The sequence below is a fragment of the Streptococcus sp. HMSC074F05 genome (genome assembly GCF_001808725.1).
Taxonomy (GTDB): Bacteria; Bacillota; Bacilli; order Lactobacillales; family Streptococcaceae; genus Streptococcus; species Streptococcus parasanguinis_I.
On sequence record NZ_KV794411.1, the window covers coordinates 69,837 to 89,383 of the forward strand.

Here is a 19,547-nt window from a genome sequence, read left to right on the forward strand (position 1 = left end):
AGCCTATGCTATTAGAAATTTCGATTAAGAACTTTGCCATTATCGAAGAGATTTCCTTAAATTTTGAAAAGGGAATGACGGTACTGACAGGGGAAACAGGTGCAGGGAAATCCATCATTATCGATGCTATGAACATGATGCTGGGAAGCCGTGCAACGACGGATGTCATTCGACACGGAGCCCCAAAAGCGGAAATCGAAGGGCTCTTTGCTGTTGAGAGCAATCGCCACTTGACGACTCTCTTTGAAGAGCAAGGACTAGAGTGGACCGATGAGTTGATCATCCGCCGAGAGATCTTACAAAATGGACGAAGTGTCAGCCGGATCAATGGTCAAATGGTGAATTTATCTGTCTTAAAGGCAGTCGGTCAACATTTGGTGGATATCCATGGCCAGCATGATCAGGAAGAACTCATGCGGCCCCAATTGCATATCGCCATGCTGGATGAATTTGGGGATGCAGCCTTTTTCCAAACCAAAGACGCTTATCGTCAAACCTTTGAAGATTACAAACGTCTGCGCAAACAAGTAGTGGAACTTCAGCGCAACCAGCAGGAAAACAAGGCTCGTATCGAGATGTTGGAGTTTCAAATTGCAGAGATTGAGGCAGCTGCCTTGGAAGTGGATGAGGACCTGCGTCTGGAGCAAGAACGCCAACGCCTGCTCAATCACAAGATGATTGCAGATACCTTAACCAATGCCTATACCATGCTGGATGCAGAAGAGTTTTCGAGCCTCTCCAATGTTCGCTCAGCCATGAATGATCTGGAAAGCATTGAAGAATATGATCCCAGCTACAAAGAGCTCTCAAGCCAGTTATCGGAAACCTTCTATGCCCTTGAGGATATTACCAAGCGCTTAGAAGATGTAGTAGATGGTCTGGAGTTTGATGGCAATCGCCTCATGCAGGTGGAATCACGTTTAGATTTGATCCACTCCATCACGCGCAAGTATGGTGGCCAAGTCAAGGACGTCTTGGAATACCTGGCGCAAATCACCAAAGAATATAGCCTCCTCACCGGAAGTGACCTCTCGTCTGAGGACATGGAAAAAGAACTCAAACGTCTAGAAAAGAGTTTGGTCACCTTGGCTCAAGACTTGAGTGATCAGCGGCATGTTTTGGCCCAAGCTTTGGAAAATGAAATCCAGCAAGAATTGGCAGATCTCTACATGGACAAGGCGCGTTTTCAAGTACGTTTTAGCAAGGCTAAGTTTAATCGTGAGGGAAATGAAGCTGTCGAATTTTACATTTCGACCAACCCAGGTGAGGACTTTAAACCCCTTGTCAAGGTAGCATCCGGCGGAGAATTGTCACGCTTGATGTTGGCCATTAAGTCGGCTTTTTCTCGAAAAGAAGGAAAAACCAGTATTGTCTTTGACGAGGTGGATACAGGAGTCTCTGGGCGCGTGGCTCAAGCCATCGCAGCGAAAATTCACAAGATTGGTCAAAATGGCCAAGTGCTTGCCATTTCTCACCTGCCTCAAGTCATCGCTGCAGCAGATTATCAATTCTATATTGAGAAAATCAGTGATGAACACTCAACTGTCTCTACTGTGCGTTTGCTCAATAGAGAAGAACGAATCGAAGAAATTGCCAAGATGCTGGCAGGAGAGGATCTAACGGAAGCTGCCCGTCAACAAGCAGAGCAACTTCTCAAGCGTTAAGAGAAAGAAGGTTTGAAACAATGTCAACATACTTTGTAGTCGGAGATATTCACGGAAAAGCACAAATGCTAGAAGAACTCATGACAGAGTGGGATGGAAAAGCTCAATTGGTCTTTTTAGGGGATTTGATAGATCGAGGCGAAAATGGCAAACGATCAATTGAAATCGTAAAGGACTACGTAGACCATCACGGAGCTGTTTGCCTTTCCGGGAATCACGAGTACATGTTTTTAGCCTGGTTGGACAATCCAGAAGAGCGTTATGACCACTACCGAAGAAATGGTGGCGATACGACCATCAACTCTCTGTTAGGCCGGCCACTCGATGCTCCTGTAGATGGCATTGCGGATGCGCAAGCAGTAGAAAATGCCGTTCCTGACTTGGTGGCCTTCATCCGTAGTTTGCCTTTTGACTACGAGACAGAGAGCTATTATTTTGTCCACGCTGGTGTGGATCTAACCCTTGAAAATTGGCGGGAAACCAGTGATTACCAAAAAGTCTGGATCCGAAAACCATTCCATGAAGCGGAGAATCATACAGGCAAATGGATCGTCTTTGGCCATACACCAGTCTATGGACTGCTCAATGAGCCAGTCGGTACTGAAAATCTTTGGATTTCAGATCAGAAGATGGGCGTCGATGGAGGCGCTGTCTATGGCGGAGTCCTCCATGGATTGCTCTTGGATGATCAAGGCATTGTCCATGACCATGTCCTTCATAATACAGGTTTTTCTGCCGCAGACGACTGAGGAAGCAGGAATGGATATCTTTCACTGCAAAACCCCGTGTTTTTTGATATAATGAAAGCAGAACATTCTTAGGAAGAGTATAGAAATATATGGCAAATATTAAAATAGTTACAGACTCATCTATTACAATTGAGCCTGAAGTGGTTGAAGAATATGGCATTACCATTGTGCCACTTTCTGTTATGGTGGATGGAGTCCTTTATTCCGACAGTGAGTTGGGCGAAGGGGACTTCTTGCGCTTAATGCAGTCTAGCAAAAATCTTCCAAAGACCAGCCAACCACCCGTTGGAGTCTTTGCGGAGGTGTATGAAAAGTTAGCAGCAGACGGAGCTCATATCGTTTCGATTCATATGTCTCATGCCTTGTCTGGAACAGTAGAGGCAGCTCGTCAAGGGGCAACCTTATCTGGAGCAGATGTGACCGTGATTGATAGTGGCTTTACAGACCAAGCTATGAAGTTCCAAGTGGTTGAGGCAGCTAAGTTGGCTAAAGAAGGAGCAGATCTAGACACCGTTTTAGCTCGTATCGAAGAAGTCAAAGAAAAGACTGAGTTGTATATCGGCGTATCTACCTTGGAAAATCTAGTTAAAGGTGGTCGGATTGGCCGTGTTACCGGACTTTTGAGCTCGCTTCTTAACATCCGTGTGGTGATGCAAATGAAGGACCATCAGTTAGAACCAATCGTCAAGGGACGTGGAAACAAGACCTTTAAGAAATGGTTGGATGAATTGGTAGAGAAACTATCCCACAGCAAGGTGGCTGAGATCGGGATTTCTTACGCAGGGACACCAGAGTGGGCCAATGAAATGAAGGCTAAGTTGCAATCGCTCGTTGAAAATGCGATCCCAGTTCTCGAAACTGGATCGATTATTCAAACCCATACAGGTGAGAATGCATTTGCAGTTTTGGTGCGCTACGAATAAGCTGAATAAATGTTTGAAAAAACAGGTTTAGTACTTGACCTAAAGGCTTTTTTTAGATATTATAGTACTGTTAAGGCGTAAAGTCTAAAAAAATTTGGAGGATTTGTTAAATGGCTAACAAACAAGATTTGATCGCAAAAGTGGCAGAAGCTACAGAATTGACTAAAAAAGATTCAGCAGCAGCTGTTGACGCTGTATTCGCAGCAGTTTCAGAATACCTTTCAAAAGGTGAAAAAGTTCAATTGATCGGTTTCGGTAACTTCGAAGTTCGTGAACGTGCAGCTCGTAAAGGTCGCAACCCACAAACTGGTAAAGAAATCAAAATCGCAGCTTCTAAAGTTCCAGCATTCAAAGCTGGTAAAGCTCTTAAAGAAGCAGTTAAATAATTGCATTTTGAAAAGCCATCCTAGATTTCTAGGATGGCTTTTTTGGTTGGACAGCTCTATAGGATAAGGGTATAATAGGAAAAAAGAAAGAGAGAAAAGACCATGCGATTCATTTTAGGACTATTTGCCTTGTTGTTTATCCGACCTATTTTGTATCTATTGAAAGGGCTGTGGTTCGTACTGGAATTTTGCTTTATGATCCTCGTGTTCAAAATGATCCTAGGAACCGTGCGCTGGATGACCAGTTGGATCGGTTGAGAGTAGATGAATCTATTTCAGGCTCGTGAATCAATGTCCCCCGGACATAAACTCGCTTTTCCGTTTTCAGGCTCGTGAAAAAAATGTCCCCCGGACATAAACTCGCTTTTCCATTTTCAGGCTCGTGAAAAAAATGTCCCCCGGACATTTTTTTTAATTAAAAGCATTCTAAATAGTGATTTATTTTGAAACATGATATAATAAGGGTAACGCATCGATTAATCATATTGGAAAGGGGGGATCATAGTGAACGCATTGCATCGTCATGAAGAAGAGCGCGTGGAAGAAGTCTTGCAAAATTTGCGTGCCAAGGGTATTCGGATTACTGATACCCGCAGAGCAGTTCTTTCCTATTTAGTGGCGAGTCATGAACATCCGAGCGCTGAGAAGATCTATCGCGATTTATTGCCTCAGTTTCCAAGCATGAGTCTAGCAACTGTCTACAACAATATCAAAGTTTTGATTGATGAGGGGGTTGTCTCTGAGATCAAGGTTCGCAATGATACCACGACCTATTTTGATTTCATGGGGCATGACCATTTGAATGTGGTATGTGAAAAATGTGGTCGTATCGCAGATGTGGACATTGAAGTCCCAGATCTTCGCGAAGAAGCAGCCAGTCAAAGTGGTTATCAGATCACCAAGACTCAGATGACCGTCTATGGCATTTGCCCCGACTGTCAGAAAAATTAATGTGAGAGAAATCAGAGCCGTCAGGCTCTTTTTTGTGAGAAATTGCACTTTTCTATGGTCGCCACTAGATTTTTCACTGAAAATCTAGTAGAATAGAATAGATAAACGGGGGAAACCTCGGAGAATAAAAAGGAGATCCATCTAATGGTAAAATTGGTTTTTGCTCGCCACGGTGAGTCTGAATGGAACAAAGCTAACCTTTTCACTGGTTGGGCTGATGTTGATTTGTCTGAAAAAGGTACACAACAAGCGATCGACGCTGGTAAATTGATCAAAGAAGCTGGTATCGAATTTGACCAAGCTTATACTTCAGTATTGAAACGTGCGATCAAAACGACTAACTTGGCTCTTGAAGCTTCTGACCAATTGTGGGTTCCAGTTGAAAAATCATGGCGCTTGAACGAACGTCACTATGGTGGTTTGACTGGTAAAAACAAAGCAGAAGCTGCTGAACAATTTGGTGATGAACAAGTTCACATCTGGCGTCGTTCTTACGATGTATTGCCTCCTGCAATGGACCGTGATGATGAACACTCAGCACACACTGACCGTCGTTATGCTTCACTTGACGATTCAGTAATTCCAGATGCTGAAAACTTGAAAGTTACTTTGGAACGTGCCCTTCCATTCTGGGAAGATAAAATCGCTCCAGCTCTTAAAGACGGTAAAAACGTATTCGTAGGAGCACATGGTAACTCAATCCGTGCTCTTGTAAAACACATCAAACAATTGTCAGACGACGAAATCATGGATGTGGAAATCCCTAACTTCCCACCATTGGTATTCGAATTTGACGAAAAATTGAACGTTGTAAAAGAATACTATCTTGGAAAATAAAAATATCCAGTGGATATTTTTATCCCGAGCCTGAAAACGCAAAAGCGAGGCAATTATAACGTGATTCGTTATCAATCATAGAAAGCTGACTTCGGTCAGCTTTTTTGCTTGTCTTCCTTAGATCCTAGCTGGTTTTGGGTTTTCAGGGTCCCCTAAAAATGTTATAATAGAGTGTTACTAAATTGGGTTCCATTAGCCCTGAAAGGAAAAGAAAATGACAAAATCATTCTACATCACAACTCCTATCTATTACCCATCAGGTAAATTGCATATTGGTTCAGCTTATACAACGATCGCCTGTGACGTTTTGGCGCGTTACAAACGCATGATGAACTACGATGTTTTCTACCTGACTGGTCTCGATGAGCATGGTCAAAAGATCCAGCAGAAAGCAGAAGAAGCTGGGATTACGCCGCAAGCTTATGTAGATGGGATGGCCGTTGGAGTGAAAGAACTCTGGCAATTACTCGATATCTCATATGATAAATTCATCCGTACGACAGACGATTACCATGAAAAAGTGGTGGCTCAAGTCTTTGAACGCTTGCTTGCGCAAGATGACATCTACCTGGGTGAATACTCTGGCTGGTACTCAGTCTCTGATGAAGAGTTCTTTACAGAAAGCCAATTGGCTGAGGTTTACCGTGATGAGAATGGCAAGGTCATCGGTGGGGTAGCCCCATCAGGCCACGAAGTAGAATGGGTTTCCGAAGAATCTTACTTCCTTCGCCTCAGCAAATACCAAGACCGCTTGGTTGAATTTTTCAAATCACAACCTGATTTCATCACGCCAGATGGCCGTCTCAATGAAATGTTGAAAAACTTCATCGAGCCAGGTTTGGAAGATTTGGCGGTATCTCGGACCACCTTTACCTGGGGAGTACAAGTTCCTTCCAATCCTAGACACGTTGTCTACGTTTGGTTTGATGCACTGCTTAACTATGTGACGGCTCTTGGATACGGTCAAGAAGATCATGAAAACTTTGACAGATTCTGGAACGGAACCGTCTTCCACATGGTCGGAAAAGACATCCTTCGTTTCCACTCGATTTACTGGCCAATCCTTCTTATGATGTTGGATATCAAATTGCCAGAACGCTTGATTGCCCATGGTTGGTTTGTCATGAAAGACGGCAAGATGTCTAAGTCTAAAGGAAATGTCATCTACCCAGAAATGTTGGTGGAACGCTTCGGCTTGGATCCACTTCGTTACTACCTCATGCGCAGTTTGCCAGTTGGTTCTGATGGTACCTTCACACCAGAAGACTACGTGGCTCGCATCAACTATGAATTGGCCAATGACCTTGGAAACCTCCTTAACCGGACGGTAGCCATGATCAATAAATACTATGGTGGTCAAGTTCCTGCTTATGTCGAAAATGTCACAGCATTTGATGCAGATTTGGCTAAGGTAGTTGAAGAAAACATCGCTGAATACCACAAGCAAATGAACGCGGTGGATTACCCACGCGCTTTGGAAGCCGTATGGAACATCATCTCTCGTACCAATAAGTACATCGATGAGACTGCTCCTTGGGTCCTCGCTAAAGAAGATGGTGACAAGGAACAATTGGCAGCGGTCATGACTCACTTGGCAGCCAGCCTCCGTGTTGTGGCTCACTTGATCCAACCATTCATGATGAACACCTCAAATGCCATCATGGAACAACTAGGCTTGGGCATGGACTTCGATCTTGAAAACTTGACCTTAGCTGGCTTCCCAGAAAATGTTACAGTGGTTGCCAAAGGAACTCCAATCTTCCCACGTCTGGACATGGATGAAGAAATTGCCTACATCCAATCGCAAATGACTGCTGGTAAACCACAAGAAAAAGAATGGATTCCAGAAGAAGTGGAACTCAAGTCTGAAAAAGATGAGATCAAATTTGAAGACTTTGACAAGGTTGAAATCCGTGTCGCAGAAGTCAAAGAAGTGGAACGTGTCGAAGGCTCAGACAAATTGCTTCGCTTCCGCCTAGATGCAGGAGATGGCGAAGACCGTCAAATCCTTTCTGGTATCGCGAAATTCTATCCAAATGAACAAGAATTGGTCGGCAAGAAACTCCAAATCGTAGCCAACCTTAAACCACGTAAGATGATGAAGAAATATGTCAGCCAAGGCATGATTCTTTCCGCAGAATACGGAGATCAATTAACAGTCTTAACTGTTGATCCATCTGTACCAAATGGAAGTATCATTGGCTAAACGATAGACAAAGAAAAAATCATCTAAAAAACTTTCCTTAGGTGAGTACGGACGTCAGCGAACTTCGAAGAAGTTCCATGACTAATTATTGAGCCTAAGGTCTCAATAATTCCGAGTGCCTGAAACAACTGTATTTCAGGCACTTTTCTCACGGCGGAAAGATTCAGTAGATGATTGAATAATTCTTACGAATAAATTTTTTAATTTTTATAGAATTTATTTGATTTGTATGGAAGAGCAGATTGTCTATGTTCTCAAGCACTCCCGCGGGAGTGCTTTTGTTGTATTGATATGGTTCCTATCATTGAGTTTTACAAGGATGGTAGATGAGTCCTATTAGCAATGGATGTTAACGGAGACTTCCGCAGTGAGAAAAGAGTCTGAAACGGTATCATTTCAGACTTTCGGGAGATTTGAGACAGTAGGCTCAAATCTTAGGTATGGAATCCCAAAGGGATTCGCTACCGTCCGTCCTCACCTAAGGAAGGTCTCCAATTATATTTTTAAATATATGTCCTATTCATCCGGCCGGTATTCTAGGATATCTCCTGGCTGGCAGTCGAGTTCTTTGCAGATGGCTTCAAGGGTGGTGAAGCGGATGGCTTTGGCCTTGCCGGTTTTGAGGATGGAGAGGTTGGCTGTGGTGATGCCGATTTTGTCGGCTAGCTCGTTGGATTTCATCTTTCGCTTGGCTAGCATGACATCTAGATTGACGATAATCATGGCAACCTCCTTAAATGGTTAGCTCATTTTCTTCAGCAATCTCAATACCTCTCTCCAGAATCTTGCCAGAGACCCAGACGATTGGAACGGCAAGGAGAAGCCCTGTGTTAAAGGTAAATTGGAAAGTGAAGGGAAGGAGATAAGCATTTCCACTGGTTTCAAGTGTGCCAGACATAAAGGACAAGACCAAGAGAATCTTCGAAGCTCGGTTGCAAAGATCAATGTTAGAGTGAGAAAAGATCTTTTCTTGGTAGAGATTTTGGAGGAAGCTGCGAATGGTGATGAGAAGGTAAATATAGATAGCGCTTGAGGCTAGTGGGAAGAGCAGCTGCCAGAGAGGTTGCGGATGTTTGGGGAAGAGTTGGATGCCATTCACATCAAAGGACAAGCGTCCAGTTTGAATGAGATCTTTAAACACTCCCATCCGTGAAAGCAGGTGGACGACCAGTGCAGCCACAGTCATAAAGCCACAGAAGTAAATGAAAGCCGTCAAGACTTCAATGACATTTTTTAAGGTTTTTGAGTTTTTCATCGCAAGCCTCCTTGAAGTTTATTTATTTTTCACTTATAGTATACTCTTTATAAAAAAATAGTCAATAAAAAAGTATCGAAAAACGATAAAAAAATAACGATAAACAAAATATTATTTTTGAGAAACAGGTATTCTCTGCTAAGACTAGTCAGTTTAAACCTGGAAAACCACTACATAGAGGGGAATTTTACTATACTTTCGATTTAGGGTATACTAGTGTAAAGATCTTATTCCATGGAGGTAGTAAAATGAATCTTAAGTGGAAGAAAAAATACCTGGGGCCGATTTTGGGGCTGGTCGGAGCAGTTGTTCTGATCGGAGGAGTTTATCTCTACTCTAGCTCCAACATCCAACCAGACCATCAAAAGGAATTTAACCAGACTAGCAAGAAGGTCACCAAGCCAAAGGAAAAAGCTATTGACCTGAGTGGTGACTATGTCTCTAATGAACGGGATGAAGCCAAAATCGAGAAAAAAGGCAAGGCCTGGAAGATCGATTACCAAACAGCTGACGGCAAGGTATCCGCTGAATTTAGCACGGATTGGAAGGTCGAAGGGTCTAATAAAGTTTCGACAGGCAAGATGAAAAAGTCCGATGGCAATACAGACTTTACAGTCACTGTTCGTGTCTTTAAATACAAGACAGATAAGAAGCCTTTGATCACGGTCACCATGTCTGACAAAAATCCCGACCACGAGATGGTCTTTGCCAATCGGGAGGATTTTTTCAAATCGACAGATCCAAATGATGTCGTCCTTGATGGCAATCTCTCACCGTTTGAAGGTGCTTATTCCAATGATACCTATGAAAAGGAAATCGCAGATTCCGGTTTTAAACTTTATGGCTATACTCCAGAAGAATATTACCAAAACAAGACCAATGCCTTTCCAAGTATTGTAAATGGGGAGACTGGCTGGACTTTCTGGAGTGGAGGCACTCGGGCAAGTTACTTGTTCAATAAAGAAAAAGAGCCCAAGAAGCGAAAAGGCTATTATGAAGTTTATTTCACAGGGGCAAATGCGACTGCGATCCAAGGGCAGGAACAAACCTTGTACTTGATCCCAGCGGGTGTGACAGGTCCTGACGGAGTAGCTTCCCAAGAACGTCGGATTCTCTTTGGTGACGTGGCCTACCGTGATTACCATCTAGAGTGGTGGAAAGCTTACCCACAACCGAAAAAAGAGAAAGACTTGGATATTGCGGCTATTAACGGAGGAGACTTCTCAAGCTTAGCTGGAACCTGGCGCAATGGCAAGGGGGCTGAAATCGTCATCCAAGCAGACGGAAAAGTCAAGGGCCAAGGCAGCCTCAAGGCTGTTGCAGATTCGGATAAGAAGAGCAAGATTCCTTATGTTGAGATGAAGATGGGGGAGACTGGTGCTGCGATTGGACTTCTGAAAATCGGTTTCCAAAATCCAGATGGAGACCAGTCTGATACCAGCAAGCCACGTCTAGTGGTCACTCAATCTGCAGGCAACTACCCGGCTGATCAATATTTCTACCGTCAATAAAAAAGGAGATTAAACCATGGGCTATCACATCAACTATAAGTGGGCGAGTCTTGGAACAGGCGTTATTGCCAATGAATTGGCGCAAGCCCTTGAAGCGCTTGGTGGGAAACTCTATTCCGTTGCCAATCGTACCTATGACAAGGGGGTAGCCTTCGCTGAAAAATACGGGATCGAAAAGGTTTATAAAGAGATTGATGAAGTCTTTGAAGACCCTGAAGTGGATATCATCTATATCTCAACGCCTCACAATACTCATATCCAGTATCTTCGTAAGGCCCTCGCAGCTGGCAAGCACGTGCTCTGCGAAAAGTCCATCACCCTCAACAGTGAGGAATTGGCAGAAGCGATAAAGCTTGCTGAAGAAAACCATGTCAAACTAGCAGAAGCCATGACCATTTTCCATATGCCTATTTATCGGAAACTCTCTGAAATTGTAGCAAGTGGCAAGCTGGGACCCCTTAAGGTTATCCAGATGAACTTCGGTTCCTATAAGGAATACGACATGACCAACCGCTTTTTCAATCGCAATCTGGCAGGTGGAGCTCTACTGGACATCGGTGTCTATGCCCTGTCTTTCGTACGTTGGTTTATGACGTCACAGCCGACAGAGATGGTTTCACAGGTCAAGCTGGCACCGACTGGTGTCGATGAGCAAGCGGGGATCCTTCTTACGAATCGTGAAGGGGAAATGGCAACGGTGACGCTGAGTCTTCACGCCAAACAACCGAAACGTGGGACGATCGCTTATGACAAGGGCTATATCGAACTCTACGAATACCCGCGTGGGCAAAAAGCGGTCATCACCTATACGGAAGATGGATCACAAGAAGTGATCGAAGCAGGAGAAACCGCTAAAGCCCTCCAGTATGAAGTCCTTGATATGGAAGCAGCAGTCGCAGGAAGGGAAAATCATCTCTACCTAAACTACAGCCGTGATGTCATGGACCTCATGACTCAACTCCGCAAAGACTGGGGCTTGGTTTACCCAGAAGAAGAATAGGAGTCGGAAAAGAGGCTGGGACAAAAGTCCTAGCCTCTCAATTATTTTTGGATTGTCGAGCAAGACGCAGTGGTTGAGTGGGCTCTACTACGCTGCTTTCATCAGCTTTTACAGTCCTACTCAATTGTGCGGAGGTGGGACGATGAAATCGAATTCTAACGAATTACCGATTTCTGTCCCACTCTCTCTTTTTACTGCAAGGAAGGCTCGTGGAGTCTAGGCAACTGTTAGTCTCTAGCATTAAAAGGAAAAAAATGTAAAAAAGGCTTGACAAAGCAAATGATTAGCAGTATTATTAACTAGTTAATTAACTGATTAATAAACTAGTTAACGAAAATGAAAAAGAGGTGAAGGATGAATAGGAGAAGAATGAAGGTTCTGGGACTCTTGTTTCTCGGTTTCTTTCTGCTGACAGCTTGTGGAAGTCAAGGAAATGCAGGCAAGCCCCCTTCTAAAAAAGGTCTTAAAATTGTCACGAGTTTTTATCCTATCTATGCCCTGGTCAAGGAAATCTCTGGCGATCAAAATGACATCTGGATGGTTCAGTCAGGTGCAGGGATCCATGATTATGAACCCTCAACCAAGGAAGTAGCCCAGATCTATGATGCGGATGTATTTGTCTATCATTCTCAGACCCTGGAATCTTGGGCCGGTCGCTTAGATCCTAATCTTCAAGGTTCCAAGTTGCGAGTGATCGAAGGTAGCCAAGGAATGACCCTTGATAAGGTGGCTGGATTAGAGGATGTCGAGGCTGGTCAGGGAAAAGAAGCCAAGCACTTGTATGATCCGCATACTTGGTTGGATCCTGTAAAAATCGCAGAGGAAGGAAAGATCATCGCCCAACGTTTGGGAGAGATCGATCCAAAGAACAAGGAGCGCTATCAGGCCAATGCTCAAAAGCTTGAAAAGCGCTGTGAGGAACTAGTAGCTCACTACCAGCCTCTCTTTGACAAGGCCAAGCAAAAGACTTTTGTGACCCAGCATACGGCCTTTTCTTATCTGGCCAAACGCTTTGGTCTCAAGCAGTTAGGGATTGCAGGGATTTCCCCAGAGCAAGAACCGACCGCTCGGCAATTGGCCGAGATCCAGCAGTTTGTCAAAGACTACAAAGTGAAAACGATCTTTGTGGAAAAGCACACGTCGTCAAAGGTGGCAGATAGTATCGCTAAGGCAACAGGGGCGCGTGTCAAGGTCTTGGATCCACTGGAAGCCGATCCACAAAACGATAAGGATCTACTAGAAAATTTAGAAGAAAATATGGCGACTTTAGCCAAGGAATTAGAGGAGTAAATCAAGAATGAAGAAAAAGGGAACGATTGGAATTGTAGCGACATTGGGGCTAGGACTCTGTGCCTATGCGCTCAGTCAGCAACCACAAGTCAAGGAAGAGAAAAAGAATCAGATTCAGTATTTGCAAGCGGACAAGAAATCGTCATCGTCTGCCACCAGCAAAAAGGAAGACAGCATCGAAGCAGTCAATGCCAAGGAAAAGACCCAGGCAGAGCAGATTGTCATCAAGATTACAGATGAAGGCTTTGTCACTTCTCATGGGGATCATTTTCATTACTACAGCGGCAAGGTTCCATTTGATGCCATCTTTAGTGAAGAGTTGATTTTGCGGGATCCAACTTATCAGCTGAAAGAAGCAGATATCGTGAGCAAGGTCAAGGATGGCTATATCATCAAACGCGCTGGGAAATACTATCTCTACTTAAAGGATGCCCAACATACGGTTAATGTGCGCTCGATCGAGGAGATCGCCCAACAACAAAAGGGAGGCACCAAAGAAGAAGGAGAGACGGGATCGGTGCAAGCGAGCTCCTCGCACAAGGCAGGCAAGACCCGTGACTTCCGTCAACCGAGTCAAGCGCTGAAAGAAGGAAAGACTCTAGAGATGCTGACGGCTAAGAACCATACAGGTGGTGGCTACCGTACGGACGATGGTTATGTCTTTAGCCCTGGAGATGTCATTTCAGATACAGGGGACGGCTTTATTGTGCCCCATGGTGGCCATTTCCATTTTATTCCAAAGAGTGCCTTATCTGCTGGAGAGTTAGCAGCAGCTCTCTCTGTCTTAGGTGGTCAAGCTGGCCATCATGCAGGAAGTTCACACCTAGCTGGAGCAAGCACAGAGCAAGTTACTCCGGATCAAGCCTCTCCAAGCCTTGGGAAGCAAGCGAGCAACCAGCCGTCATCCAGTCCAAGCAATACACAGACAACCCCAACGACTTCTAAACCAGCTACTTCCAAACCAAGTCCGACCCTGACCAACTTGATCGAAGAATTGCAGAAAGCCCCGTTGTCTTCTCGTCATGTGGAGTCTGACGGTTCTGTCTTTGATCCAAGTAAGATTACCAAGTGGACCGATCAAGGGATTGTCTACCCTCATGGGGATCATTTCCACTTTATCCCATACAGCTCCCTATCGCCTTTAGAGCGTGAGTTGGCGCGGCAATTCCAATTGCTTCGTGCTCAAGGAACTAGTAGTCCAACAGAAGTAAGTCCAAGCTTGCCTTCAAATCCAAGCACAAAACCAGTTGAACATGAGCATGATCATGAGCATGGCGACAGTCACGATCATGAACATGAACATGGGGACAGTCATGATCACGAGCACGAAGAGGAGCACGATCACGGCTTCCACGCTGACAAGGTCATCAGCAAGGACGAGGAAGGCTATATGGTCGCTCATGGCAACCATGCCCATTATTTCTATAAAAAGGACCTCTCTCCTCAAGAGATTGCAGCAGCGGAGGCAACTCTAACTGGTAAGAAAGAAGAAGACAAGGGTCAGCCCCTGACAGATGACGTTGCGACCTATTCTCGTGATGCCTCAGATGAGGAAAAGATCCAGTACATCAGTAAGACCTACGGTGTCCCTCGCGAGGCCATTAAGATTTCCAATGGTTTCTTTGTCTTTAACAATCCAGACCAAGAATATGATCCGACCCACATCCATCCTTATGCCGTTCGGAAGGAACATGTCCGCATCCCACTTGAAACTGGCAATCCTGAACTAGACTTTATCAATGAACTCTATGCAACAGCGCTTCGTTCAGGGATTTCTCCTTATAGCCTCCAGATTGAAAATGGTCAGTTTGTTATCCCGCATGGCGATCACAACCACTACATCAAGGTACGTTCAGCAGGACTAGCAGACTACTTAGCCCACCGTCTTCCAACCATCCAATCTCCTTACAAAAAAGGAGACTTGGACAAAAAAGCAGTAGAGGAAAAGGTCAACCAACTCTTAGCAGAAAGCCGCAGCCTCTATGCTTCTGATCCATTGCAACAAAGACGGATTGAGCTCATCTTGGGCCACTTCTTGGAAAATGTCAAGAGTTTCCCAAGTAACTCAACAGAGGGCTATCTGGCAAGTCTCAAACAGGTTGATGCGCAGTACATTCATGCGACTCAAGCGGTCAAGCCAAAAGAAGAGACAGCCTTGGACCGTCGTTACCAAGAATTGCTGGAACAAGTGCGCTTGCTAGACACAGAAGCATTCCAATTGAAGAAGGAAGAGTTGGTCTCTCAACTGCAGGAAGCCTATGCTGCCAAGGACAGTAAGCGTCTAGAGCAGGAAGGGAAGCTATTAGAAGCTGTTCAGGAGATGCAAGATCGGACGGGTGTGACATCGGTCGACTACCTCAAGTATTTCTACCAAAGCTTGAGCGATGCGCGCTTGACACCAGAACTCCGCACTAAGGCAGCAGATCTAGCCTTGAAGCTCTACCGAGCTCAAGCCTTTGAAGAAGCTTGGGATTCCAAGTTTCACTTTATGGAACTCTACCAAACCAAGCAAGCTATTGACCAGCTCTTCTCCCAAGAAAAAGGCCAAACCTATCCTATTGAAAAAACAGTTTTGGATCAAAAAGGAAGTCAAACTCCATCCTACAACGTAGCGGTTTATGATTTCCTCAAAGGCTTGTATGGCGAGTTGGATAAGGCAACAGAAGCCCGTCAACAGAACAAGATTTTGACAGCTCTCTTAGAGCAAATCCAGTCGCTCTTGCCACAAGTCGAAGACCAAGGCAAACGAACTGCTTTTGAAGCAGGCTTGGCTCAACTTGGAAAAGAATCTGATCCAGACAAGGCTATTACAAGTGGGCAAGCACTTCTACGCGAAATCAGTGATAGCATTGAAAAGCAAAAACAAAAGCAAACGGAAGAGCCTCAAATTGGGGATGTTGCTCTTTATCAACAGCTCTATAACCAATTGATGGCTCTACACCAACAATTGCAGGACAAGGGAGCTAGTGATGCTGTATTTGATCGCTTAGAAGCTCTCTTTGACCAATTGGCTAATCCAAAGAGTGATAAAGCAGCCTTACTACAGGCCATCCAAGCCTTCCAGGCAGAGTTGGCAGCTGCCCCATCTGCAAGCGAAGCGGGCAAACCAGCTACCACGGTTGAAACGCCTGTCGCTACAGAAACTCCGGTGGAAAAAGAAGCAGCAGCTTCAGAAGGAAGCAAGCCTGCCACAACTGAGATAGAAACAGAGCCTGCAAGCCCAGCTTCAACAGAAGCAAGCACGCCAGATACTCCATCTCCTCAGAACCAATAGAAAATAGAAAAGAGAGTGGGACAGAAATCGGTAATTCGTTAGAATTCGATTTCGTCGTCCCACCTCCGCACAGTTGAGTAGGGCTGTAAAAGCTGATGAAATCAGCGTAGTAGAGCCCACTCAACCACTGCGTCTTGCTCGACAATCCAAAAATAATTGAGAGGCTAGGACTTTTGTCCCAGCCTCTTTTTGCATTCTAGTGAATATTAGAGGTCAGTAGTTGAACTTCACTCCTTGTGCTCCAGGAGCAGTGGTGAGGAAAGCTCGACTGCTTTTTTTCGCTTGAAAAATGCGGCCATTTGAACCAGGATGCGGGGCACCGTCTGCCATTTTTTCCAAGCTTGTACCCGGGTGTCGATGAGTTGTTTAGCGAGACGTTCCAGCATTTCTCGCTCGGTCGGATCCAAATCTTGAGCATTTTGGAGGATTTCCTTGGCCTTGGCTAGCTGCTTGAGATCGATTAGGTCATTGATGGAAGTGATGCCGGCATCCAGAAAAATACCAAAAAAGGTATCAAAGAACTTCTTGCGCTCGTCTGCCGATGTTTCGCGAACCCATTGTTTTAAGGTCAGATCGGTCTGCTGGCTATCTGGACTGGTTTCAGAAACGGTCACAAAGCTGTAGTCCTTGATTTCCCAAGTAAAGGCATCATGCTGGGTAAAGCCACCAAATGCGCGACTTTTGACAATGGTCGTCGGTTCTGGCACTTCCAACATCATGCCAACGATGGATCCCTGAGGGACAAAGCGACGAATGTATGGAGACGTACGCTGGTAGCCTTCGGTTTCGATGATGGCCTTGTTGAGGCCAGGAGCATCGTAGCTGTAGATCGCGTCGACCCGCTCAAATAAGGAATCAGGTAGATACGAGCAGGCATAGGTCGCAAGGTTGCCACCTTTGGAGTGACCAGCCACCAAGAAGCGCCCTTTCGGAAATTCCTTCATGACATGTTGCAGGTAGCTGGCTGCGCGCCTCTGAGCTGGGACATGGTCCATATAGGTCATGTGGAAGTCTTCCTTCCAGCCGATCAAGGTGTCATCCGTCCCTCTGAAAACGACCAAATACGTATCCAGACTAAGCCGATAGGCCATGGCCGCAAACTGTTTTTGTACATCGGGATCGTATTCATCGACATAGTTGAGGAGTTTGATGTTCTTAAAGCGCTTTGAAGTAGCCAACTCATCGACTAATTGCAGGTGCTGGTTACTCACGATAAAATCGGTAGTCCGATCGATCAGTTCCATCGCATCAGACAGGCGCACTGGAATTCCTGTTGTATCTCCTTGAGGCACAATGTGTCCAAAGGGCAGATAGGTCAGCTCTGTCAATGCGAGGACATCCAGCTCCTTGAAGGGGCGGTCATATATGGAATCGTAAGTCACTTCTTTTAGGTAATCAAAAATCGTCGACATCTGTGCCTCCCGTGTCTTATTTCTTTCAGTATAGCACAAAAATGGGAGTAGAAAAAGCTCTTACTGTTAAGAAGGCTACGCTCGATCTTTTTCTCTGCTTCTTAATCTGTTATAATAGGAAGAAGAAAAAAAGAAGGAAAGAAAGCCATGCATAAAATTCTCTTAGTAGAAGACGATGAAATTATCCGCCAACAAGTCAAACAATTATTGGAACAATGGGGCTATGAAGTGGTCGCAGTAGAGGATTTTATGGATGTCCTTGGGATCTTTGTCGAAAGTGACCCCCACTTGATCCTCATGGATATTGGTCTGCCTCTTTACAATGGCTACCACTGGTGCCAAGAGATTCGCAAGGTTTCAAAGGTTCCGATCATGTTTCTTTCTTCACGGGATCAAGCCATGGATATTGTCATGGCCATCAATATGGGTGGAGACGACTTTGTCACCAAGCCCTTTGACCAAAATGTCCTCCTTGCCAAGGTCCAAGGGCTCTTGCGCCGCTCCTACGAATTTGGGACAGATCAAAATCTGCTGGAGCACCGGGGTGCTATCCTTAATCTCAAGTCTACGGACTTGATGTATGAAGGGGAAGTCATCAAGCTGACCAAGAATGAATTTCAGATCCTGCGCGTCCTGTTTGAGCATGCAGGCAGTATCGTAGCACGCGATGACATGATGAAGGAGCTCTGGAATAGCGACTTCTTTATTGATGACAATACCTTGTCTGTCAATGTAGCCCGCCTTCGTAAGAAACTAGAAGAGGCTGGCTTGTCAAACTTCATCGAAACCAAGAAAGGCATCGGTTACGGGTTGACCCATGAATAAATTTGGAACGATCTTCTGGCAGTATGTGGTATCCCGCAGGCGCCTACTCTATCTATTGGTCATCTTTTTGATCATTGATTTGGTCTTTGCCTATCTCTTTCCAGAGACAGGGACGGTTTTCCTCTATGCGACCCTAGTGCTAGGATTTTTTACCCTCTGTATCTTGATCTGGGATTTCGCTATGACCTTTCAAGACTACCGCAAAGCCTTGCTGTATGAGGAAATAGAGCTTGCCTCACCACTGGAACATCTCCTTTATGAAAAATATACAGAAGAACAGCAGGCGCGCCTGGAGCAGGGTAAAGTAGCCCAGGCCAAGTTCAATGACCTGATGGATTACTACACCCTCTGGGTTCACCAGATTAAGACGCCCATTGCAGCTAGCCAGCTCTTAGTCCAAGATGTCGAGACACCTATTGTCAAGCAGCAGATGGAGCAGGAGCTTTTCAAGATTGATTCCTATGCCAATCTGGTTCTACAGTACCTGCGACTGGAGAGTTTTCATGACGATCTGGTCTTGAAGCGCGTGTCGCTAGAGGACTTGGTCAAAGAAGTGGTCCGCAAATATGCCCTCTTTTTTATCCAAAAGAACTTGACAGTGAACCTGCATGATTTGGATGTCGCCGTCATTACCGATCGCAAGTGGCTTTTGGTCATCATCGAGCAACTCTTGTCCAATAGCCTCAAGTATACCAGTACAGGTGGAATTGAGATCTATTTTAAGGACCAGACTCTCTATATAAAAGACAGCGGGATTGGAATCAAAAATAGCGATGTCCTCCGCGTATTTGAGCGGGGCTTCTCCGGTTACAATGGCCACATGACCCAGCAATCCTCAGGTCTGGGGCTCTATCTGTCTAAGAAAATCGCAGAGCAATTGGGCCACAAGATTAGCCTCCACTCAGAGGTTGGCCAAGGCACAACCGTCGCTATTCGCTTTGAAGAGAAGAAGTTGGTCATGGATTAGTTTTTTCCATCTTACAAAAATGTAAGAAATAAACGGTAAAATGAAAGGTTAGGTTATGGTAGCCGCCTTTTATTTTTTATACAATAGTCTCATCAAATGAAGGAGGTCAAGAAAATGAAACTCTTGAAATGGATGAAAGAACCCAAAAAGATTAAGAAACCAAATGAGCAAACCGATCTGGAAAAGACGGAATTTGGTCTCCAAGTCCTGCAACAAACCCAAGAATTTTTCTTGATCTACTAGAAAAAGGAGAAAAGTATGTCATTGCTAGACGTTCAACACATCAAAAAAATCTAC

The 19,547-nt window shown here is 44.9% G+C and carries 17 protein-coding genes; 14 read left to right on the forward strand and 3 right to left on the reverse strand.

Translation table 11 applies throughout. The annotated features are described in order from the left end of the window. Positions 1 to 5 precede the first annotated feature (5 nt). From recN to metG, 7 genes are all read left to right on the forward strand, one after another. Positions 6 to 1,664, forward strand: coding sequence for a DNA repair protein RecN (recN, locus tag HMPREF2685_RS04095; RefSeq protein ID WP_045759180.1), 1,659 nt, complete (start codon positions 6 to 8; stop codon positions 1,662 to 1,664). 20 nt (positions 1,665 to 1,684) lie between these two features. Then, positions 1,685 to 2,413 carry a metallophosphoesterase gene (locus tag HMPREF2685_RS04100; protein WP_070465453.1) on the forward strand — a complete coding sequence of 243 codons (729 nt, stop codon included), beginning with the start codon at positions 1,685 to 1,687 and terminating at the stop codon, positions 2,411 to 2,413. A gap of 89 nt (positions 2,414 to 2,502) precedes the next feature. Further along, positions 2,503 to 3,336 (forward strand): DegV family protein, encoded by an 834-nt coding sequence (locus HMPREF2685_RS04105; RefSeq protein WP_070465458.1) that lies wholly within the window; start codon positions 2,503 to 2,505, stop codon positions 3,334 to 3,336. 110 nt (positions 3,337 to 3,446) lie between these two features. Beyond that, positions 3,447 to 3,722, forward strand: a complete 276-nt coding sequence (locus HMPREF2685_RS04110; RefSeq protein ID WP_003006038.1) for an HU family DNA-binding protein — start codon at positions 3,447 to 3,449, stop codon at positions 3,720 to 3,722. Between the two features lie 504 nt (positions 3,723 to 4,226). Next, complete coding sequence (locus tag HMPREF2685_RS04115; RefSeq protein ID WP_003006041.1) at positions 4,227 to 4,673, forward strand: Fur family transcriptional regulator; 447 nt, start codon at positions 4,227 to 4,229, stop codon at positions 4,671 to 4,673. Positions 4,674 to 4,817: 144 nt separating this feature from the next. After that, complete coding sequence (locus HMPREF2685_RS04120) at positions 4,818 to 5,510, forward strand: phosphoglycerate mutase (protein ID WP_003012031.1); 693 nt, start codon at positions 4,818 to 4,820, stop codon at positions 5,508 to 5,510. 214 nt (positions 5,511 to 5,724) lie between these two features. Further along, a complete protein-coding gene (metG, locus tag HMPREF2685_RS04125) occupies positions 5,725 to 7,716 on the forward strand; it encodes a methionine--tRNA ligase (protein ID WP_070465461.1) in 1,992 nt (663 codons plus the stop codon). Positions 7,717 to 8,232: 516 nt separating this feature from the next. Here the strand turns inward: metG and HMPREF2685_RS04130 are convergent. Both HMPREF2685_RS04130 and HMPREF2685_RS04135 read right to left on the reverse strand, forming a co-directional pair. Next, a complete protein-coding gene (locus HMPREF2685_RS04130) occupies positions 8,233 to 8,439 on the reverse strand; it encodes a helix-turn-helix domain-containing protein (protein WP_003006064.1) in 207 nt (68 codons plus the stop codon). A 10-nt stretch (positions 8,440 to 8,449) separates the two neighbouring features. Further along, the gene (locus tag HMPREF2685_RS04135) at positions 8,450 to 8,971 is read right to left on the reverse strand and encodes a DUF2975 domain-containing protein (protein ID WP_070465464.1); all 522 of its coding nucleotides are present in this window, start codon (positions 8,969 to 8,971) and stop codon (positions 8,450 to 8,452) included. 248 nt (positions 8,972 to 9,219) lie between these two features. Between HMPREF2685_RS04135 and HMPREF2685_RS04140 the strand changes: the two genes are divergently transcribed. The 4 genes from HMPREF2685_RS04140 (at position 9,220) to HMPREF2685_RS04155 (ending at position 16,046) form a co-directional block, all read left to right on the forward strand. Then, positions 9,220 to 10,482 carry a DUF6287 domain-containing protein gene (locus tag HMPREF2685_RS04140; protein WP_023917492.1) on the forward strand — a complete coding sequence of 421 codons (1,263 nt, stop codon included), beginning with the start codon at positions 9,220 to 9,222 and terminating at the stop codon, positions 10,480 to 10,482. Positions 10,483 to 10,498: 16 nt separating this feature from the next. Then, complete coding sequence (locus tag HMPREF2685_RS04145; protein WP_023917493.1) at positions 10,499 to 11,482, forward strand: Gfo/Idh/MocA family protein; 984 nt, start codon at positions 10,499 to 10,501, stop codon at positions 11,480 to 11,482. 354 nt (positions 11,483 to 11,836) lie between these two features. Continuing rightward, positions 11,837 to 12,772 (forward strand): metal ABC transporter solute-binding protein, Zn/Mn family, encoded by a 936-nt coding sequence (locus HMPREF2685_RS04150; RefSeq protein WP_148130445.1) that lies wholly within the window; start codon positions 11,837 to 11,839, stop codon positions 12,770 to 12,772. A gap of 7 nt (positions 12,773 to 12,779) precedes the next feature. Continuing rightward, positions 12,780 to 16,046 (forward strand): pneumococcal-type histidine triad protein, encoded by a 3,267-nt coding sequence (locus HMPREF2685_RS04155; protein ID WP_070465470.1) that lies wholly within the window; start codon positions 12,780 to 12,782, stop codon positions 16,044 to 16,046. 227 nt (positions 16,047 to 16,273) lie between these two features. On the opposite strand, the gene HMPREF2685_RS04160 is transcribed toward HMPREF2685_RS04155, so the two are convergent. Continuing rightward, positions 16,274 to 17,458 carry a DUF2974 domain-containing protein gene (locus HMPREF2685_RS04160; RefSeq protein WP_070465473.1) on the reverse strand — a complete coding sequence of 395 codons (1,185 nt, stop codon included), beginning with the start codon at positions 17,456 to 17,458 and terminating at the stop codon, positions 16,274 to 16,276. 147 nt (positions 17,459 to 17,605) lie between these two features. Here HMPREF2685_RS04160 and HMPREF2685_RS04165 point away from each other — a divergent pair, with 147 nt between their 5' ends. The 3 genes from HMPREF2685_RS04165 (at position 17,606) to HMPREF2685_RS10830 (ending at position 19,493) form a co-directional block, all read left to right on the forward strand. After that, positions 17,606 to 18,283, forward strand: coding sequence for a response regulator transcription factor (locus HMPREF2685_RS04165; RefSeq protein ID WP_049505925.1), 678 nt, complete (start codon positions 17,606 to 17,608; stop codon positions 18,281 to 18,283). Continuing rightward, complete coding sequence (locus HMPREF2685_RS04170) at positions 18,276 to 19,250, forward strand: sensor histidine kinase (RefSeq protein WP_070465475.1); 975 nt, start codon at positions 18,276 to 18,278, stop codon at positions 19,248 to 19,250. Before HMPREF2685_RS04165 ends, HMPREF2685_RS04170 begins: the two co-directional genes overlap by 8 nt. 114 nt (positions 19,251 to 19,364) lie before the next feature. Further along, positions 19,365 to 19,493: a hypothetical protein gene (locus HMPREF2685_RS10830; protein WP_009732443.1), complete on the forward strand. Its 129-nt coding sequence runs from the start codon at positions 19,365 to 19,367 to the stop codon at positions 19,491 to 19,493. The last annotated feature ends 54 nt before the right edge of the window (positions 19,494 to 19,547 follow it).